Source organism: Streptomyces sp. NPDC001744, from assembly GCF_042892575.1.
Classification (GTDB): domain Bacteria; phylum Actinomycetota; class Actinomycetes; order Streptomycetales; family Streptomycetaceae; genus Streptomyces.
This window is the reverse complement of the sequence record NZ_JBIAUG010000020.1, coordinates 1-16,082: the sequence shown is the minus strand read 5'-3', so window position 1 is coordinate 16,082 and position 16,082 is coordinate 1. Positions and strand designations below refer to the sequence as shown.

At 76.2% G+C, this 16,082-nt stretch carries 16 protein-coding genes; 8 read left to right on the top strand and 8 right to left on the bottom strand.

The annotated features are described in order from the left end of the window. The first annotated feature begins 13 nt into the window (after positions 1-13). A complete protein-coding gene (locus ACFYZY_RS22650) occupies positions 14-847 on the top strand; it encodes a helix-turn-helix domain-containing protein (protein WP_388697018.1) in 834 nt (277 codons plus the stop codon). Here ACFYZY_RS22650 and ACFYZY_RS22645 read toward each other — a convergent pair. The 4 genes from ACFYZY_RS22645 to ACFYZY_RS22630 all read right to left on the bottom strand — a co-directional run bounded on the left by ACFYZY_RS22645 (position 841) and on the right by ACFYZY_RS22630 (position 5,799). Next, positions 841-1,281 (bottom strand): hypothetical protein, encoded by a 441-nt coding sequence (locus ACFYZY_RS22645; RefSeq protein ID WP_388697015.1) that lies wholly within the window; start codon positions 1,279-1,281, stop codon positions 841-843. The genes ACFYZY_RS22650 and ACFYZY_RS22645 overlap by 7 nt on opposite strands. Positions 1,282-1,423: 142 nt before the next feature. Continuing rightward, positions 1,424-2,827 carry an amino acid permease gene (locus ACFYZY_RS22640; RefSeq protein ID WP_388697014.1) on the bottom strand — a complete coding sequence of 468 codons (1,404 nt, stop codon included), beginning with the start codon at positions 2,825-2,827 and terminating at the stop codon, positions 1,424-1,426. A 65-nt stretch (positions 2,828-2,892) separates the two neighbouring features. Beyond that, positions 2,893-5,097 carry a phage holin family protein gene (locus ACFYZY_RS22635; RefSeq protein WP_388697011.1) on the bottom strand — a complete coding sequence of 735 codons (2,205 nt, stop codon included), beginning with the start codon at positions 5,095-5,097 and terminating at the stop codon, positions 2,893-2,895. Positions 5,098-5,394: 297 nt separating this feature from the next. Continuing rightward, entirely contained in the window at positions 5,395-5,799 is a 405-nt protein-coding gene (locus tag ACFYZY_RS22630) for a hypothetical protein (RefSeq protein ID WP_388697008.1), read from the bottom strand. 151 nt (positions 5,800-5,950) lie between these two features. On the opposite strand from ACFYZY_RS22630, the gene ACFYZY_RS22625 reads away from it, so the two are divergent. Continuing rightward, entirely contained in the window at positions 5,951-6,730 is a 780-nt protein-coding gene (locus ACFYZY_RS22625; RefSeq protein ID WP_388697005.1) for an MBL fold metallo-hydrolase, read from the top strand. Next, entirely contained in the window at positions 6,727-7,407 is a 681-nt protein-coding gene (locus ACFYZY_RS22620; RefSeq protein WP_388697003.1) for a DedA family protein, read from the top strand. Before ACFYZY_RS22625 ends, ACFYZY_RS22620 begins: the two co-directional genes overlap by 4 nt. On the opposite strand, the gene ACFYZY_RS22615 is transcribed toward ACFYZY_RS22620, so the two are convergent. From ACFYZY_RS22615 to ACFYZY_RS22605, 3 genes are all read right to left on the bottom strand, one after another. Then, a complete protein-coding gene (locus tag ACFYZY_RS22615) occupies positions 7,387-8,415 on the bottom strand; it encodes an MBL fold metallo-hydrolase (RefSeq protein ID WP_388697001.1) in 1,029 nt (342 codons plus the stop codon). The two genes, ACFYZY_RS22620 and ACFYZY_RS22615, sit on opposite strands and share 21 nt — an antisense overlap. 26 nt (positions 8,416-8,441) lie before the next feature. Further along, positions 8,442-9,707 (bottom strand): aminotransferase class I/II-fold pyridoxal phosphate-dependent enzyme, encoded by a 1,266-nt coding sequence (locus ACFYZY_RS22610; protein WP_388697000.1) that lies wholly within the window; start codon positions 9,705-9,707, stop codon positions 8,442-8,444. Positions 9,708-9,823: 116 nt separating this feature from the next. Further along, positions 9,824-11,035, bottom strand: coding sequence for a sulfite oxidase (locus tag ACFYZY_RS22605; protein WP_388696997.1), 1,212 nt, complete (start codon positions 11,033-11,035; stop codon positions 9,824-9,826). Between the two features lie 275 nt (positions 11,036-11,310). Here ACFYZY_RS22605 and ACFYZY_RS22600 point away from each other — a divergent pair, with 275 nt between their 5' ends. The 3 genes from ACFYZY_RS22600 to ACFYZY_RS22590 all read left to right on the top strand — a co-directional run bounded on the left by ACFYZY_RS22600 (position 11,311) and on the right by ACFYZY_RS22590 (position 13,202). Then, positions 11,311-11,847 (top strand): GNAT family N-acetyltransferase, encoded by a 537-nt coding sequence (locus ACFYZY_RS22600; protein WP_388696994.1) that lies wholly within the window; start codon positions 11,311-11,313, stop codon positions 11,845-11,847. A 49-nt stretch (positions 11,848-11,896) separates the two neighbouring features. Further along, the gene (locus ACFYZY_RS22595; RefSeq protein WP_388696991.1) at positions 11,897-12,733 is read left to right on the top strand and encodes a methyltransferase domain-containing protein; all 837 of its coding nucleotides are present in this window, start codon (positions 11,897-11,899) and stop codon (positions 12,731-12,733) included. Between the two features lie 136 nt (positions 12,734-12,869). Beyond that, entirely contained in the window at positions 12,870-13,202 is a 333-nt protein-coding gene (locus ACFYZY_RS22590; RefSeq protein WP_388696988.1) for a DUF6204 family protein, read from the top strand. A 42-nt stretch (positions 13,203-13,244) separates the two neighbouring features. Here the strand turns inward: ACFYZY_RS22590 and ACFYZY_RS22585 are convergent, their stop codons facing one another. After that, positions 13,245-13,844, bottom strand: coding sequence for a GNAT family N-acetyltransferase (locus ACFYZY_RS22585; protein ID WP_388696986.1), 600 nt, complete (start codon positions 13,842-13,844; stop codon positions 13,245-13,247). Between the two features lie 194 nt (positions 13,845-14,038). Between ACFYZY_RS22585 and ACFYZY_RS22580 the strand changes: the two genes are divergently transcribed. Together ACFYZY_RS22580 and ACFYZY_RS22575 are read left to right on the top strand one after the other, a co-directional pair. After that, positions 14,039-14,815, top strand: a complete 777-nt coding sequence (locus ACFYZY_RS22580; protein ID WP_388696983.1) for a GntR family transcriptional regulator — start codon at positions 14,039-14,041, stop codon at positions 14,813-14,815. A gap of 87 nt (positions 14,816-14,902) precedes the next feature. Beyond that, entirely contained in the window at positions 14,903-15,991 is a 1,089-nt protein-coding gene (locus ACFYZY_RS22575; RefSeq protein ID WP_388696980.1) for an adenosine deaminase, read from the top strand. The last annotated feature ends 91 nt before the right edge of the window (positions 15,992-16,082 follow it).

Below are 16,082 nucleotides of genomic sequence, written 5' to 3'. Positions count from 1 at the left end.
ATACCGTCCGGTCATGACGACTGTCGTGAGCGACACGGGAGTGGGACCGCTGTTGCGCCGCTGGCGTGAGCGGCGGCGGCTGAGCCAGCTGGAGCTGGCGCTGCGGGCGGGTTCCTCGGCGCGGCACGTCTCGTTCGTGGAGACGGGCCGTTCGCGACCGAGCGAGGAGATGGTCCTGCGGCTCGCCGAGCACCTGGAGGTGCCGGTGCGGGAGCGGAACGCGCTGCTGCTCGCCGCCGGGTACGCCCCCCGGTACGCGGAGTCGCCGCTCGACGGCCCGCGCCTGGAGGCGCTGCGGGAGGGCGTCGAGCGGCTGCTGCGGGGGTACGAGCCGTTCCCGGCGCTCGTGGTGGACGGTTCGTACACGGTGGTGGCGGCCAACCGGGGCGTCGAGCTGCTCCTTTCCGGCCTGCCCGGACACCTGCTGACCCCGCCGCTGAACGCGATGCGGATCGCCCTGCACCCGGAGGGCCTGGCTCCCCGGATCAGGAACCTGCGGGAGTGGCGCGGCCACCTGCTGTCCCAGATGGAGCGCCAGATCGCCCTGGTCCGCTCGGACCCGCTGCGCGCGCTGTACGAGGAGGTGGCGGCGTACCCGCCGCCTCCCCGCACCGGGGGCGTCCCGGAGGAGCCGGAACCGGAGCCGTATCCGTACTTCGCGCTGCCGCTGCGGATCGAGCACGGCGGGCGGGTGCTGTCGTTCGTGTCGTCGATCTCGACGTTCAACACCCCGATGGACGTGACGGTCGCCGAGCTGGCCATCGAGACGCTCATGCCGGCCGATCCGGGGACGGCCGCGTACCTGCGGTCGCTCGCGGACGCCCCCGGGGAGGCCGGGGGTCACTGAGGGCGGCGCCCGGTGGCCCGGTGGCCGACCGCCCGCAGCGCGGCCCACTGGAGGGCGGCGAAGCCCGCGACGGTCGCCGCCTGGAGCGGCGTCCACACCAGGCCCGCGGTGGTCGGCTCCAGCCACACGGCCAGGGCGACGAGGCTGAGGACGGCCCACAGGAGGTTGGCGTCGACGACGGTCCCCACGAGGGCCGCCGTGGGCCGCGGGCGGCTCGCGAGCAGGGCGACCCCGGCGGCGAACAGGACCAGGAACAGGCCGAGTCCGAACAGCAGGTCCGCGTCGACCCCGAGGAGTTCCCCGAGGGGGCGGGAGGCGACGGCGTAGGCGAGGCCGTTGGCCCCGGTGACGACGGCGTCCAGGGCGAGGAAGCGGCGGACCGCCAGGTGGGGGCGGGTGCTGCGGGCGAGGCCGGCGAGCAGGGTCCGGGACATGGCGGATCATCCTCCGGGAGGACGTGCGGCGGGTGGTGGACCCGGAGCCCGGACGGAGTGCGCCGCCCGGGTTCCGGTGCCCCGAGCATGCCGGGCGGCGCGGCGCGGGTCGATGACCCGGGAGGTAATGCCGGGGGCGGGCTCACGGCCGGGGCGCCTCGTCCGCCGCCGCGGTGCGCTGCCTGCGGGCCGCCCTCCAGGCGTACACGAGCACGCCCGCGAAGAGGAACAGCACGCCCTGGTAGACGGCGGCGTAGCCGGAGCCGGCGACCAGCCAGAGGGAGAAGCCGAAGGCGGCGAGGGTGAGGACGGCGTCCCGGGCGAGGCGGGGGCCGTGGACCCGGTCGGACCGGCCGGAGAGCAGGAAGTACAGCTGCGCGGCGGTGGAGAGGAGATAGGGGACGGTGGCGGTGAAGGTGGTGACGAGGACCAGGGTCTCGAAGACGCCCTCGGTGCCGGCCGTGTAGTTGTAGACGGTCAGGAGCGAGGCGAGGACGACGGTCACGAGGACGCCCGCCGTCGGGACGCCGCGCCGCTTCCGGGCGAAGACCGCCGGGAAGAGTCCGTCCCGGGCCGCCGCGTACGGGGTCTGGGCGCTGAGGAGCGTCCAGCCGTTGAGGGCGCCGACCATGGAGACGAGGGCCATGCAGGCGACGGCGGTGCCGCCCCAGGAGCCGCCGAACATCAGGTCGACGGCGTCCGTGAAGGGGGCGGTGGAGGCGACGAGCCGTTCGTGCGGGACGGTGCCGAAGACGGACAGGGTGGTGAGGAGGTAGAGCGCGGCGGCGGCGAGGGTGCCGAGGACGGTGGCGCGGCCGACGTTGCGGCGCGGGTCGCGGACCTCGCCGGCGCTGACGGCGGCCGACTCGACGCCGAGGTAGCTGAAGAGCAGAATCGCGGCGGAGGCGGAGACGGCCCCGAGGGCGCTGTCGTCCCCCGCCCGGAAGGGCCCGAGGTTGGCGCTGTCGAAGGAGAACAGTCCGCCGACCGCGACCAGGAGCAGCGGCAGGAACTTGAGCACGGTGGCCACGAGCTGGACGGCGCCCACGTACCGGGTGCCGGCGAGGTTGGCGAGGGCCGGGAGCCACTGGAGGAGGAGCGCGGCGGCGATGGTGGCGGCCTTGGAGCCGTGGACCGGGACCAGGACGTCGAGGTAGCCGACGGCGGCGACGGCGAGGGCCGCGTTGGAGACCCAGGTGGTGATCCAGTACGACCAGGCCGTCAGGAATCCGGCGAAGTCGCCGAACGCCTCGCGGGCGTACACGTAGGGGCCGCCGGTCTTCGGGAGGCGGCGGGCGAGGCGGCCGAAGACGAGGGCGAGGGCGATCGCGCCGAGGGTGAGGACGCCGAAGGCGACGAGGCTGATGGTGCCGTAGGGGGCGACGGAGGCGGGCAGCAGGAAGATGCCTCCGCCGATGATGTTCCCCATGACCAGGGCGGTCGCGACCGGGAGGCCGAAGCTCCGGGCGTGCTTGCTCGGGGAGCCGGTTCCGGTGCCGGGGGCCGGGTCCGGTGCCCGCCGGGGGGTCGTGGGGGCCGTGCTCATGAGGGGTGCGCCTTCCGTCGTGCAGGTCCCGGCCATGGTCCGACGGTGACGCACAAGCGTCCAAATCAGCGCTTTTCGTCCCGCGCGATCGGACCATCGACCGGAAGATGTGATTCCGGAAGGCTCGGGGACGGTGAAATCTCCGTCACCGCCGACCGGGGCTCCACCGGCGCGCGGGCCCCCTCCGTCTCCGCCGCCGGGTACCCCACCGGCACCTGCGGCCCCCCGGACTCCGCCAGCCAGCGCCGCAGCACCCGGTGCACCTGCTCCGCGCCGACCAGTTCCTCCCCCTCCCCCACGGGCGGCGAGAGTTCCGGCGGCGAGAGCAGGAAGGGGCGCGACTGCTCGCCGCCGAGGCCGCCGTGCGAGCCGATCTGCTCCTCGAAGGCGTGCACGGTGCCGGTCGCCGGGTCGTACATGGAGTTGACCATGACGTCCGCGACGTGCGGGAAGCCGTCCACGCGCCGTACGGCCGCCGCCGCGCCCGGCCCGAACACCGCCAGCGGCCCGTCGTCGGTGAGGTCGGAGACCGGGACCTCCACGCCGTCGCGGGCCAGGACCACCGAGCCGTGCTCGGCGCTCGCCACCAGCACGAAGCCGATGCCCGGGTGGTCCGCGAGGGTGCGGAGCAGCGCCGGGTGGCGCCGGTCCAGCTCCTCCCGGGTCATCCGGTGCGGCACGTCCGGGAAGGAGATCAGGCCCAGGTTGCCCGAGGCGAGGACCACCGGATCGGAGGACCGGGCGGACGGCTCCCGCGCCGTCTCGTCCCCGTCGGCCGGCGGGCGGTGCAGCGCGCTGCGCAGCGCGTCCCTGGCCGCGTCCCGTGCCTCCGAACCGCTGCGGGTGCGCCGTACCCGGCGCGGCACGGGCAGCCCGCACCCGGCCCTGACGAGGTCCTTGAGCGTCAGGCCGTACGCCGCCTCGAAGGTCTCGCCGGGGCTCTGCCCGTGGTCGGAGAGGAGCACGATCCGGTACGGGCGCGGGGCGTGCTCGGCGACGGTCGCGACGAGCGCGATCGAGCGGTCGAGGCGGCGCAGGACCTGGTCGGTGTCGCGGCCGCGCGGACCGGAGTGGTGCGCCACCTCGTCGTACGCCACCAGGTCGGCGTAGACGACGGTCCGGCCCGCCAGCACGTCGCCCATCACGGCCGAGACCACCACGTCCCGCTCCACGACCGTCGCGAAGGCGCGGACCAGGGGGTACGTGCCGCCGCGCGGGATCCTGGGGGTCTCGCGGCGCAGTCTCGCCCGTGCCGACTGGACCGTCTCGCGGACGCACTCGGCGACGAACGACCCGGCGGTGCGGACGGCGTTGGCCGGGTCGGAGAAGTACGTGAAGTAGCCCGCCCGGGAGCGGTTGCGCCGGCCCCGCCGGGCGGCCACCGAGAGGACCAGGGCGACCTGTTCGGCGCCGCCGCTGAAGAGGTTGCCCCGGGAGGCCCCGTCGAAGGAGAGGAGGCCGTCGTCGCCGGTGCGGCGCACCGCCCGGCGCTGGAGCTCGACGGCGCTGCCGGGCCGGTTCGACACCATGATCCGGCCGGTGTCCTTCTCGTACCAGCGGAAGGCGGGCACGTCCTCGTTGGAGCCGTGCAGGATGCCGAGCTGGCTGGCGCCGGTCTGGCTCGACCAGTCGGTGCGCCAGGGGGTGAGCCGGTGCCCGGCCGCCAGCCGGGCGGCGACGGCCGGCATGAGACCGGCGGCGACGGCGTCCCGCAGCACGTCGTGGCCGACGCCGTCGAGCTGGAGGAAGACCGTGCCGGGGGTGGCGTCGGCCGGGTCGCCGGGGCCGCGGGGCCGGGTGCGGCCGGTGAGCCGGTAGAGGCGGCGGCGGTAGGCGTCGTCGTCGCGGACGGCGAGGGCCGTGGAGGTGCCGGAGGCGACGGCGGACATCACGGCGGCGACCACGACGGCGGTCTCGGGGTCGGCGGCGCCGCGCCCGTCGGGGGTCAGCCGGAGCGCGACGAGCAGCAGCGAGCCGTTGAGGAAGAAGCCGAGCAGACCGAGGACGAGGGCGGGGACGAGCAGCAGGGCCCGGACGATCAGCGGCCACACGAGCGCGCCCAGCAGGCCGAACGCGCCCGTCGCCCAGGCGGCGGTGAGCGCGGTGCGCGTGAGGGTGTCCCCGTCGGGGGACTGGAGCTGGAAGTCGGGGAGCAGTCCCGCGAGGACCAGCAGGGTGAGGGTGGAGACCGCCCACACCCCGATCACGCGCCCCAGCGCGCTCCCGGCGGTCCGCCAGCGCCCGGCGCCGCCCCGTCGCACGTCACCCACGCCCGCCTCGCCTTTCCCGCGTTCCCTGCCCCGGAGCGTGTGTCGAAAGGGGCGTCGTCCGCCCGGAGGGCGGGCCCGGCGGTGTCCGGTGCGTGCGATCGCACGGCGAAGGGTCGCCCCGATACTGGATGTATCGGGGCGATCCCGACAACGCGGCGAGCGTGCGTGCCGGGCGCCGCCGGGCAGACGGGACTTTCGACACACGCTCCAGCCTGTCACAGCGGCCGGAACGGAGGCGCGGGCGGGCGGGGCGGGCCGTGCCGGACGGCGGCGGCCCCGGCGGTGTCCGGCCGCGCGTCAGGACCCGTCGTACCCCGCGGTGGGCATGGAGAGCCTGCGGTGCACCCCGGCCTTGGCCGCCGCGTCGTACGGCGGCTCGTCGCCGGAGACGGTCTCCACCCGCACCCCGCGCCGCTCGCACTCGGCGCGGAAGCCGGCCACGGAGGTCAGCGCGCGGGCGAGGACCCGTTCCCCGGCGGCCACGAAGAGGTCGACCGCGCCCGCCTCCACGTCCGCCCACAGCGCCTCGTGGTCGGGGCGCAGGCCGTAGAACAGCAGCTTGCGGGTGATCACGTATCCCTTGTCCTCGGCCCAGCGGGCGCACACCGCGTGCTGGGCGCGCGTGTCGACGAGGAAGGGTTCGCTGTCGAGCTCTTCGAGGGGGGTGAGGCTGGCGATCACCGCCACCCGGACGTCGTCCATGGGCCGACCCTACTGCGGGAAGGCGGGCCCGGACATCCCCGGTGCCCGCGCGGGACGTCTAACCTCGTCGTGGGGGGTACGGGGGTACGGAGGCACACGGACCGGCCGCGGCGACGGGCCCGGCGGCCGGGGCCCGAGGACGGAAGGCGGCATGCCGGTGGAGGTCACCTGGTGGGGTCACGCGACCTGCACGGTCGAGGACTCCGGGGTCCGGTTCCTCACCGACCCGCTGTTCGCACGGCGCTTCGCCCACCTGCGGCGGCGGCGCGGCGCCCTGCCGCCGCCCGGCGCGGCCGTCGCCGAGGCCGTCCTCGTCTCGCACCTGCACGCCGACCACCTCCACCTGCCGTCGCTGGCCCGGCTCGCGCCCGGGACGCGGCTCCTGGTGCCGCGCGGGGCCCCCGGCGCCGTACCGGGACTGCGCGGCCTCGCACGGAACGGGCTGCGGCTGACCGAGGTGGAGCCGGGCGACGAGGTCGTGGTGGAGGGGGTGACGGTGCGGGCCGTCCCCGCGCTCCACGACGGCCGCCGGCTGCCCATGGGGCCGCGCCGCTCCCCCGCGCTCGGGTACGTGGTCGAGGGCGCGGCGCGGACGTACTTCGCCGGGGACACCGGGCTCTTCGACGGCATGGCGGAGGCGGTGGGGCCGGTGGACGTGGCCCTGCTGCCGGTCGGCGGCTGGGGACCGTACCTGGGGGCGGGCCATCTGGACGCGGGCCGGGCCGCCGAGGCCCTGGCGGAGCTCTCCCCGGCGGCGGCGGTGCCGGTGCACTACGGCACCTACTGGCCGGTCGGGCTCGACGGGGTGCGGCCGCACGAGTTCCACTCCCCGGGGGACGAGTTCGTCCGCCACGCGGCGCGCCTCGCGCCGAAGGTGGCGGTGCACCTGCTCGGCCACGGCGAGCGGGTGCGGCCGGAGGTCGCCCGGTGATCGACGGGATCGCCCGGGTCCTCACGGCGGCGCGGGAGCTGCCGCCGGAGTCCACGCAGCAGGCGGTCGGCTACCCCTCGCTGTTCCTGCTGGTGGCGCTCGGCGCCCTGGTGCCGGTGGTGCCGACGGGCGCGATCGTCAGCTCGGCGGCGGTGGTCGCCCTCCACCGGGGGTCGCCGCTCTCGCTGCTCCTCGTCTTCCTGGTGGCGTCGGCGGCCGCGTGCGCGGGGGACGCCGCGCTGTACTGGCTCGGGCGGCGCGGGGTGCACTCGCGCAACGGCTCCCGGTGGCTGGCCTCGCTGCGCGGCCGGGTCACCCCGGAGCGGCTGGCGCACGCGCGGGAGCGGCTCGACACGCACCAGGTGTCGGTGCTGGTGCTGTCCCGGCTGGTGCCCGCGGGGCGGATTCCGGTGATGCTGGCGTGCCTGCTCGCGGAGACGCCGCTGCGCCGTTTCGTCCGGGGGGACGTGGCGGCCTGTCTGGCGTGGGCGGCGACGTACCAGCTGATCGGGGTCCTGGGCGGTTCGCTCTTCCCGGAGCCGTGGCAGGGCATCGTCGCGGCGGTGGGCCTGACGGTGCTCGTCGGCGCGGTCCCGGCGCTGTGGCGGCGGGTGCGGGGGCCGGCGCGCGGCGGGGCGGCGGAGCGTCCGGGCGCCTCAGGGCACGAGCACCCGTGAGGCGCCGACCGGCAGGTCCCACAGGTCCTCGCGGGGCAGCCCGGCCTTCTCCCAGGCGGCTCTGACGCGGAGGAGCGGTTCGAGGACGGGTTCCGAGGAGAGGGCGAAGGTGGCCCAGTGCATGGGGGCCATCCGCTTCGCCCCCAGGTCGCGGTGGGCGCGGACGGCCTCCTCCGGGTCGGTGTGGACGTCGCTGAGCCACCAGCGCGGGTCGTAGGCGCCGATCGGGAGCAGGGCCAGGTCGATGCCGGGGTACCGGCGGCCGATCTCGGCGAACCAGTGTCCGTAACCGGTGTCCCCGGCGAAGTACACGCGGTGTCCCGAGCGGTCGGTGAGCACCCAGCCGCCCCACAGGGTGCGGCAGGTGTCCGTGAGGGAGCGCTTGGACCAGTGGTGGGCGGGGACGAAGTCGAAGCGCACGCCGTCGAGTTCGGCCGCCTCCCACCAGTCGAGCTCGGTCACCCGGGTGAACCGGCGGCGGGCGAACCAGCGGCCGAGTCCGGCGGGGACGAAGACCGGGGTGTCCCGGGGCAGCCGCCTCAGGGTGGGGGCGTCGAGGTGGTCGAAGTGGTTGTGGCTGATGACGACGGCGTCGACGGGCGGCAGGTCCTCCCAGCGGACCCCGACGGGGGTGAGGCGGGCGGGGGTGCCGAGGATGCGGCGGGACCAGACCGGGTCGGTGAGGACGGTGAGGCCGCCGACGCGCACCACCCAGCTGGCGTGCCCCGCCCAGGTGACGGCGACGGTGCCGGGTCCGGCGGGCGGCAGCGGGCCGGGCTCGAAGGGGAGCAGGGGGACGTCGCGCAGGCCCTCGGGGCGGGGGCGCACGGCGCCCTCGCGGGCGAAGCGGGCCATGGCCCGGAGACCGGGCAGGGGCGCGGTGAGCCGGTCGGCGAAGCTGCGGGGCCAGTCCCGCCGCAGCCGGCCGACGGGGTGGAGGGCGGACGCGGCGGCGGGGGCCGTCGCGGGCCGGGGCTCGTACGTGGCGCTTGCCGTCCGTTCGGTCATCTGCGGGCTCCGTTCCGTTCGGCGCTTCATGGCGGGTCCGTGGGGCGGCGCGCGGCCGGGGTACGGAACTCCGCCAGGGCCGCGCCGAAGTCCGTCAGGGCGCGGGCCACGTGGGGGAGTTCGACGGGGTCCCCGGCCCCGAGGGCCCCGGACCGCTCCTCCCCCGTGGTCCCCAGGAACATGCGCGTGCTGAACCTGACGCGCAGCGCGCCGGTCCCGTCGCCGAAGCGGTGGCCGCCGGGCACCGGGGCGCCGAGCCGCGCGGTGAGGTGGTCCTCCAGTTCCGGGGAGTCGGTGACGCCCCGGGCGGCGAGGCCGGCCCGCAGCGGTCCGAGGTCCGCGTAGAGGTGGCGACCGGCCCTCGGGGGCAGGGCGAGCGCCCCGGCGGCAAGGACGGCGCGGTGCGCGGCACCGGCGAGGCGCCCGTGGACGGCGGCCGCGTGCCGGGCGTCCCCGGTGACGTCCGCGGGTTCGTCGAGGGCGTGGGTGACGGCGGGCACCAGGGGGGCGGGGAGGGCGGCGCCGAGTGCGGTGAGCACGTCGAGGACGCGGGCCCTGGGGTCGGTCCACCGGTCGGCGCGGGCCGGGTCGGCGGGAGGGAAGCGGGCCACGGCGCAGGGCCAGGCGGCCGGGGTGAGGGCCCCGCCGAGGTCGCTCAGGACGGTGACGTCCTGCGGGCACATCTCGGCGGGGCTGAGGAGCACGGTGTCCTGCGGGGGGTGGAGGGTGTCGCGCCAGGTCTCGTCGCTGACGACGTGGACGCCCTCGGCGACGGCGGCCTCGCACGCCTCGCGGACGAGTTCGGGCGGCGGGACGGTGCCGGTGGGGTCGTCGGCGACGGAGAGCAGCAGGACCCGGGGGTCGCCGCCCTCGGCGCGGATCCGCCGGACGGTCTCCAGGAGGGCGTACGGGTCGGGGACGCCGCCGCACTCGGCGGGGGTGGGCACGTGGTACGCGGGCCGGCCGAGGAGCCGGGCCTGCGGGGTCCACCAGGCGGGGCAGGGCCGGGGCAGCAGGAGGTCGCCACCGTGGGCCGCGAGCAGGGCCAGGAGCAGGACGGGGGCGCCGGGGGCGGCCACCACGTCCTCGGGGTGGGTGCGCAGGCCCCGGCGCCACCAGTAGCCGGCGGCGGCCTCGCGCAGGACGGCACCGCCGCCGGGGGGCTCGGGGCCGGTGCGTCCGGCGGAGGCGGAGAGGAGCGCGGTGAGGACGGGCGGGACGGGCAGCCCGGTGTCGGGGGCGGGGGGACCGTAACGCACCGGACCGCGCCCTTCCGGAGCCTTCTGCGGCATGTCCCGCACCTCCTGAGCGCACGGGGCGCCGGGCAGGGCACCCTCATGCCCTTTATACGGATGTTCGGGCGGTTCCGCCGCTTCTGGGGCCGGTCCGGGGGACGGCGCGGGGCGGCTCAGACGACGGTGACGGGGTGGCGTACGACGGCGCCGAAGAGGTAGCCCTGGGTGTTGTGGACGGCCCGCTCGGGCTGGACGTTGCCGGCGGCGTCGGTGGTGCGGGAGAGCAGGGTGACCCGGCCGGCGCGGTGCGGGCGCCAGGGGGCGCTCCAGCGGACCCAGCCGTCGCGCCGGGGGGTGTCGTGGAGCCGGGCCGGGCGCCAGTGGGCGCCGCCGTCGGTGGAGACCTCCACCTTCCGCACGGGGGCGAGGGCGGACCAGGCGCGGCCGGTGAGCCGGTGGACGCGGCCGGCCTCCAGGACGGCGCCGGAGGGGAGCTGGTAGCCGGACTTGAGGGTCTGGCGGCCGAGCGGGGCGCTGCCGCCCCCGGGGTGGGCGTCGCCGAAGAGCCGGTACCAGTCGGTGGACCAGGGCGAGGTGAGCGGGCGGGTGGAGACCTCGATGTCGCCGAGCCACTTGATGGAGGCGATGCCTATCCAGGAGGGCACGACGAGCCGGACGGGGTGGCCGTGGTCGTACGGGAGGGGCTCGCCGTTCATCTCGTACGCGAGGATCACGTCGTCCAGGGCCTTGGCGAGCGGCAGCGGGCGGCGGACCCGGCCGAAGTCGACGCCGCCGGAGACGTACGGGTCGTCGAGGCCGCGCGGCTGGACGGCGACGGCGTCGCGGGCGAGCCCGGCGCGCCGGAGCACGTCGGCGAGGCGGACGCCGCGCCAGCGGGCGGCCCCGACGGCGCCCAGGGTCCAGGCGGTGCCGGTGACGGCCTCGCCCTGCTGGCTCGTGTAGAAGCCGCGGCCGTTGCCGGCGCACTCGACGAGGGCCGTCCGGGTGACGGACGGCAGGTCGCGCAGCTGTCCGTGAGTGAAGTGGACGGGGCGGCGGCCGTGGAGGCCGTCGCCCCAGAGCGTCAGGCGCCAGTCGCGGGCGTCGAGGACGGGGGTGGAGGTGTGGTTGCGGACGAAGAAGCGGTCGGCGGGGGTGAGGTACCCGGTGTCCGCGAAGGCGTCGAACCGCGCCTCGGCGTTGGTGCCCCGGACGGTGAAGTGCTCGGCGGGGAGCGGCTTGACGATCCCGGGCACGGTGGGTCCCGCCGCGGTCGCCGCCCGCGCGGGGGCCGCGCCGGCGAGCCCGCCGAGGGCGGACACCGCCGGGCTCGCGGCGAGCAGCTTCAGCAGGGAGCGTCGGGCGGGCACGGGCGAGTACGTCACGGGACTCCTCGGCGGACGGAAGGGGGAACGGCCGAACGGGCGGCGTGCCGGTCCCGGGCCGTGGTCCGGAAAGGAGCGCCGTCCGCCCGGAGGGCAGGGACCGCGACGTCCGGTGCGTGACATCGCAAGGCGTCGCGGTCCGGGCGGGACTCTACGGACACGGCCCGGGGGCGCGGAACACGTTCGGACGGTCCGTTCACAGACCTGTCACAGAGGGGGTGCGGGGCCCGGTGGACGCGGGGCGGCGGGAGGGCTCCGGGCACAGAATGCACGGCATGCCGATCCGTGAAGCGCTCCCCCGGGACGCGGCCGCCCTCGCCGCCGTGCACGTGCTGTCCTGGCGGGCCGCCTACCGCGACCTGCTCCCCGGTCCGTATCTGGAGGGACTGGACGTGGAGGAGCGTGCCGCCGCCTGGCGCGCCCGCCTCACGGCCCCGGACCGGCCCGCCGTGCTGCTGGCGACGGCGGCGGACGGCCGGCCGGTCGCCTTCTCCTGCTTCCGCCCCTGGCCGGGCGGGGAGTTCGACCCGGCGACCACGGCCGAGCTGTCGACGCTGTACGCCCTGCCGGAGGTGTGGGGCACGGGTGTGGGGCGGGCACTCCTGGCGGCGGCCACCGGGGCGCTCGTGGAGGCCGGTTTCCGCTCGGCGGCGCTGTGGGTGTTCGCCGGGAACGGGCGGGCCCGGAGGTTCTACGAGGCGGCGGGGTGGCGGGAGGAGACGGGCGGCCGGCTCCTGGAGGAACTCCGGTACCGGAGGGCGCTGCCGGACAGGGGCGCGTCCACATCCCAAGACATGGGTCTCACCATGTGAGTGTTCCGCCTACGGTGGGACCACCACCCACACCGAGGGAGCCGGTTCCATGACGCACGCCCCCGTACCGCCCGCGGCCCACGAGACCGCCGTCTACACCCACGGCCACCACGAGTCGGTCCTGCGCTCGCACACCTGGCGGACCGCCGCCAACTCCGCGGCCCACCTGCTGCCCGCGCTGCGGCCCGGACTCGACGTCCTGGACGTGGGGTGCGGGCCCGGGACCATCACCGCCGATCTGGCCGCGCTGGTCGCTCCGGGGCACGTGACCGGGGTCGACGCGGCCGGGGGCGTCCTGGCGGAGGCCCGCTCCGTGGCGGCCGGACGCGGCCTGGAGAACGTCACCTTCGGCGTGGCGGACGTCCACGCCCTGGACTTCCCCGACGACTCCTTCGACGTCGTCCACGCCCACCAGGTGCTGCAGCACGTGGGCGACCCGGTGCGGGCGCTGCGCGAGATGCGGCGGGTGTGCCGTCCCGGCGGGATCGTCGCGGCCCGGGACAGCGACTACGGCTCCTTCGCCTGGTTCCCCGAACGGCCCGCGCTCGACGGCTGGCTGGACCTGTACCGCCGGGTCGCTCGCGCCAACGGCGGCGAGCCGGACGCGGGGCGGCGGCTGCTCTCCTGGGCCCGGCGGGCCGGCTTCACCGAGATCACCACGACCGCCTCCGCCTGGTGCTTCGCCACTCCCGGCGAGCGGGCCTGGTGGAGCGGCCTGTGGGCGGACCGCACGGTGGCCTCCGGCTACGCCGGACTGGCCGTCTCCGGCGGCCACGCGACCGACGGCGAACTGGCGGCGATCGCGGAGGCGTGGCGGGAGTGGGGCGGGCGGGAGGACGCGTGGTTCATGGTCCCGCACGGCGAGATCCTGTGCCGGGTGTCCTGACCCGGCCGCCGGCCGGGTGCGCCGGACCCCGCGGGCGCCCGGATATTCCGGGCGCCGCCGGACCCCGGCGCCGTACCGTGGTGCGTCGGCGCGCCGGTGCGGCGGGCCGGGAGCGGCGACGTGGGGAGTACGGAACATGAGCACGCGGCACACCTACCGGGTCATCGTGCGCGGCACGTTCGACGGTCTGTCGGAGGAGAGCCGGTCCCGGCTGCTGGCCGAGGCGGACGACCACGGGCTGACGGCGATGCGGTTCACGGAGGAGGGTTCGCTCACCTACGACCGGACGCTGAAGCACTTCTCCTACCGGCTGGTCGTCGTCTCCGACGCCGAGGACGGCGAGGAGATGGCGGGCGTGCTCGCGGAGGACCGGGTGGAGACCGCGCTCGGGGAGCTGGGCCACGGGTACAAGGGGCTGCGCTCGACGGTGACCGACCTCGACACGATGAAGGTCAACCGCAAGCGCTGAGGAGGCCGGGACGGGACGCCGGTTCGGACGGGACGCGCCGGCTCAGACGGAGCGCGCCGGTTCAGGCCCCGGCCCCGGCCCCTCCCCCGTCCCCGGCCTCCGCTCCCCGGCCGTGATCGCCCAGCGTTCGTGGTCGCGCCAGGCCCCGTCGATGAAGAGCATCACGGGCGAGAAGCCCTCCAGCCGGAAGCCCGCGCGGCGGACGAGGTCCCGGGAGGCCGTGTTGCCGGGCTGGATGTTCGCCTCCAGCCGGTGCAGCCCCAGCGGACCGAAGGCGTACTCCAGGACGAGGCCCAGGGCCTCGCCGAACAGGCCGCGCCCGGCGGCGTGCGCGAAGGCGCCGTAGCCGAGGGCCCCGCTGAGGAAGCCTCCCCGGACGATGTTGTTGATGTTGACGAATCCGGCGATCCGGCCGCTCTCGTCCCGCTCGCACACCAGGAACCCGGCGCGCGCCGGATCGCCGAGGAGCGTCCCGGCGTAGGAGGCGTACGCCTCGGGCGTGCACGGCGGGAAGAGCCAGGGCCGGTGGAGCTCCCGGCTCTCGCGGGCGCGGGCGGTGAACTCGTCCGCGTCGGCGTACGAGAAGGGACGCAGGCCCACGCGAGGACCGACGGCGAGGTACGGACGGGTTTCGTCGGACACCGGGCCAGATTACGCGGGACCGCCGGGCGGACACCGGGTCCCTCCCCCGGGCGCCGCCGGGGCACGGGGGAGGGGCGGCGCCTCCCGGTGACGGCGAGGAGCGCCGCGCGGGTGACTTGTCAGACAGCGTGACCCGGCTACGGTGGGGGCGGGCACCGGCGCGGAAGAGGCCGGGAACGAGACGAGGAGGGGCCGTGGCAGTCGGCGGACAGCGGCGGCGGCCCGTCGTGGCGCTCTACGAGCGGATCGCGGACGCGGTGCACGACGGCACCTACCCGCCGGGCTCGACGCTCCCCTCCGAGCCGAAGCTCGCCGCCGAGCTGGGCGTGAGCCGGCCCGCCCTGCGGGAGGCGCTGCTGCTGCTCCAGGAGGACGGCGTCCTGACCGTACGGCGCGGGGTCGGCCGGACCGTCAACGACCGCCCGCCCCGGCGCGGGTTCGAACACGTCCAGCCCCTGGAGGAGCTGATCGGCGCGGGGACGGGGGCCCCGCTCCGCGTGCGGGCGCTGCTCCGGACGGTCGAGGAGCCGACCGACTTCACCACCCAGCACCTGCTGGCCCCGGCCCGCGCCGAGCTGCGGTTCTGGGAGTCCGTGCTCACCGGGGAGGGCACGGCGGCGGCCCTGAGCCACGAGTGGGCGGCGGCCGACGCCCTCCTCGACCGGGTGCACCCCGCGTTCGCGCGGGCCCTGCGGGAAACGGACGCCCCCGGGGCGGGGAAGGGTGGGCGCCCGGCGGTCTCCATGCTCTCGGTCCTGGTCGGCGCCTCGCGCGAGACGGCCCTGAGCGCGCACAGCGGCATCACGGCGACGCTGCTCGGGCGGCGGCGCGGGGAACAGCTGGGCCGCCCCGCGGACACCCCCGCCGTCCTGGTCACCCAGGTCGTGCGGGTGGGGGAGGTCCCCGTCCTGGCCGCCAAGCACATGCTGCCGACGGGGGCGCCCGCGCTGCCGGTGACCCAGTCCCACTGAGCCCGGACGGGTCCCGACGCGCCCCGGCGGGGGCCCCACCGGGCACCGCGTGCCGCCCTCCCCGGCCGTGGCGTACACTTCCCCGCCATGCACTTGTCTGACAACTCCGCCCCGTCTGCCGCCGCTCCCGTCTCCGACTGGATCCGGCACGCCCCCAAGGCCGTCCTCCACGACCACCTCGACGGCGGGCTGCGCCCCGCGACCATCGTCGAACTGGCGCATGCCTGCGGCTACACCGGGCTGCCCACCGAGGACCCGGCCGAACTCGCGGTCTGGTTCAGGGACGCCGCCGACTCCGGTTCGCTGGAGCGGTACCTGGAGACCTTCGCCCACACCTGTGCGGTGATGCAGACCCGCGAGGCGCTCACGCGCGTCGCGGCCGAGTGCGCCGAGGACCTGGCGGCGGACGGCGTCGTCTACGCCGAGGTCCGCTACGCCCCCGAGCAGCACCTGGAGGGCGGCCTCACCCTGGACGAGGTGGTCGAGGCGGTCAACGACGGCTTCCGCGAGGGCGAGCGCCGCTCCGGCGGCCGCGTCGTCGTCCGCACCCTGCTCACCGGCATGCGCCACACGGACCGCTCCCTGGAGATCGCGCGGCTCACGGTCGCGCACCGGGACAACGGTGTGGCCGGCTTCGACATCGCGGGAGGCGAGATCGGCAACCCGCCGGCCCGCCACCTCCCCGCCTTCCAGCACCTCAAGCGGGAGAACTGCCACTTCACGATCCACGCGGGCGAGGCCGTGGGCGCGGAGTCGATCCACGAGGCCGTGCAGGTCTGCGGCACCGAGCGGATCGGCCACGGCGTGCGGATCACGGACGACATAGCCGAGGACGGCACGCTGGGCCGGCTCGCCGCGTACGTCCGGGACAACCGGATCGCCCTGGAGGTCTGCCCGACCTCCAACCTCCAGACGGGCGCGGCGAAGGACTACGCCTCGCACCCGATCGACGAGTTGCGCCGCCTCGGCTTCCGGATCACGCTCAACACCGACAACCGCCTGGTCTCCGGCACCACCATGAGCGAGGAGTTCCAGCACATGGTGGACGCCTTCGGGTACGGCCCCGAGGTCTTCGAGGAGTTCACGGTCGCCGCCCTGGAGGCCGCGTTCCTGCCGCTGCCGGAGCGGCGGCGGCTGATCGACGAGGTCGTGCGCCCGGGGTACGCGGCCCTCTAGTAGTGCTTCGTTACGTTGGGTGATCTTGGCTGGTGGTGGGCATCTTCTGGTCATGAGGTTGGGGGGGTGGAACGGCTCCGGGGTGAGATTT

Excerpts from the sequence above, each read along its gene's own strand:
- ACFYZY_RS22650 (WP_388697018.1), top strand. The coding sequence starts at position 14 with ATGACGACTGTCGTGAGCGACACGGGAGTGGGACCGCTGTTGCGCCGC.
- ACFYZY_RS22645 (WP_388697015.1), bottom strand. The coding sequence starts at position 1,281 with ATGTCCCGGACCCTGCTCGCCGGCCTCGCCCGCAGCACCCGCCCCCAC.
- ACFYZY_RS22640 (WP_388697014.1), bottom strand. The coding sequence starts at position 2,827 with ATGAGCACGGCCCCCACGACCCCCCGGCGGGCACCGGACCCGGCCCCC.
- ACFYZY_RS22630 (WP_388697008.1), bottom strand. The coding sequence starts at position 5,799 with ATGGACGACGTCCGGGTGGCGGTGATCGCCAGCCTCACCCCCCTCGAA.
- ACFYZY_RS22625 (WP_388697005.1), top strand. The coding sequence starts at position 5,951 with ATGCCGGTGGAGGTCACCTGGTGGGGTCACGCGACCTGCACGGTCGAG.
- ACFYZY_RS22615 (WP_388697001.1), bottom strand. The coding sequence starts at position 8,415 with ATGACCGAACGGACGGCAAGCGCCACGTACGAGCCCCGGCCCGCGACG.
- ACFYZY_RS22610 (WP_388697000.1), bottom strand. The coding sequence starts at position 9,707 with ATGCCGCAGAAGGCTCCGGAAGGGCGCGGTCCGGTGCGTTACGGTCCC.
- ACFYZY_RS22600 (WP_388696994.1), top strand. The coding sequence starts at position 11,311 with ATGCCGATCCGTGAAGCGCTCCCCCGGGACGCGGCCGCCCTCGCCGCC.
- ACFYZY_RS22595 (WP_388696991.1), top strand. The coding sequence starts at position 11,897 with ATGACGCACGCCCCCGTACCGCCCGCGGCCCACGAGACCGCCGTCTAC.
- ACFYZY_RS22590 (WP_388696988.1), top strand. The coding sequence starts at position 12,870 with ATGAGCACGCGGCACACCTACCGGGTCATCGTGCGCGGCACGTTCGAC.
- ACFYZY_RS22575 (WP_388696980.1), top strand. The coding sequence starts at position 14,903 with ATGCACTTGTCTGACAACTCCGCCCCGTCTGCCGCCGCTCCCGTCTCC.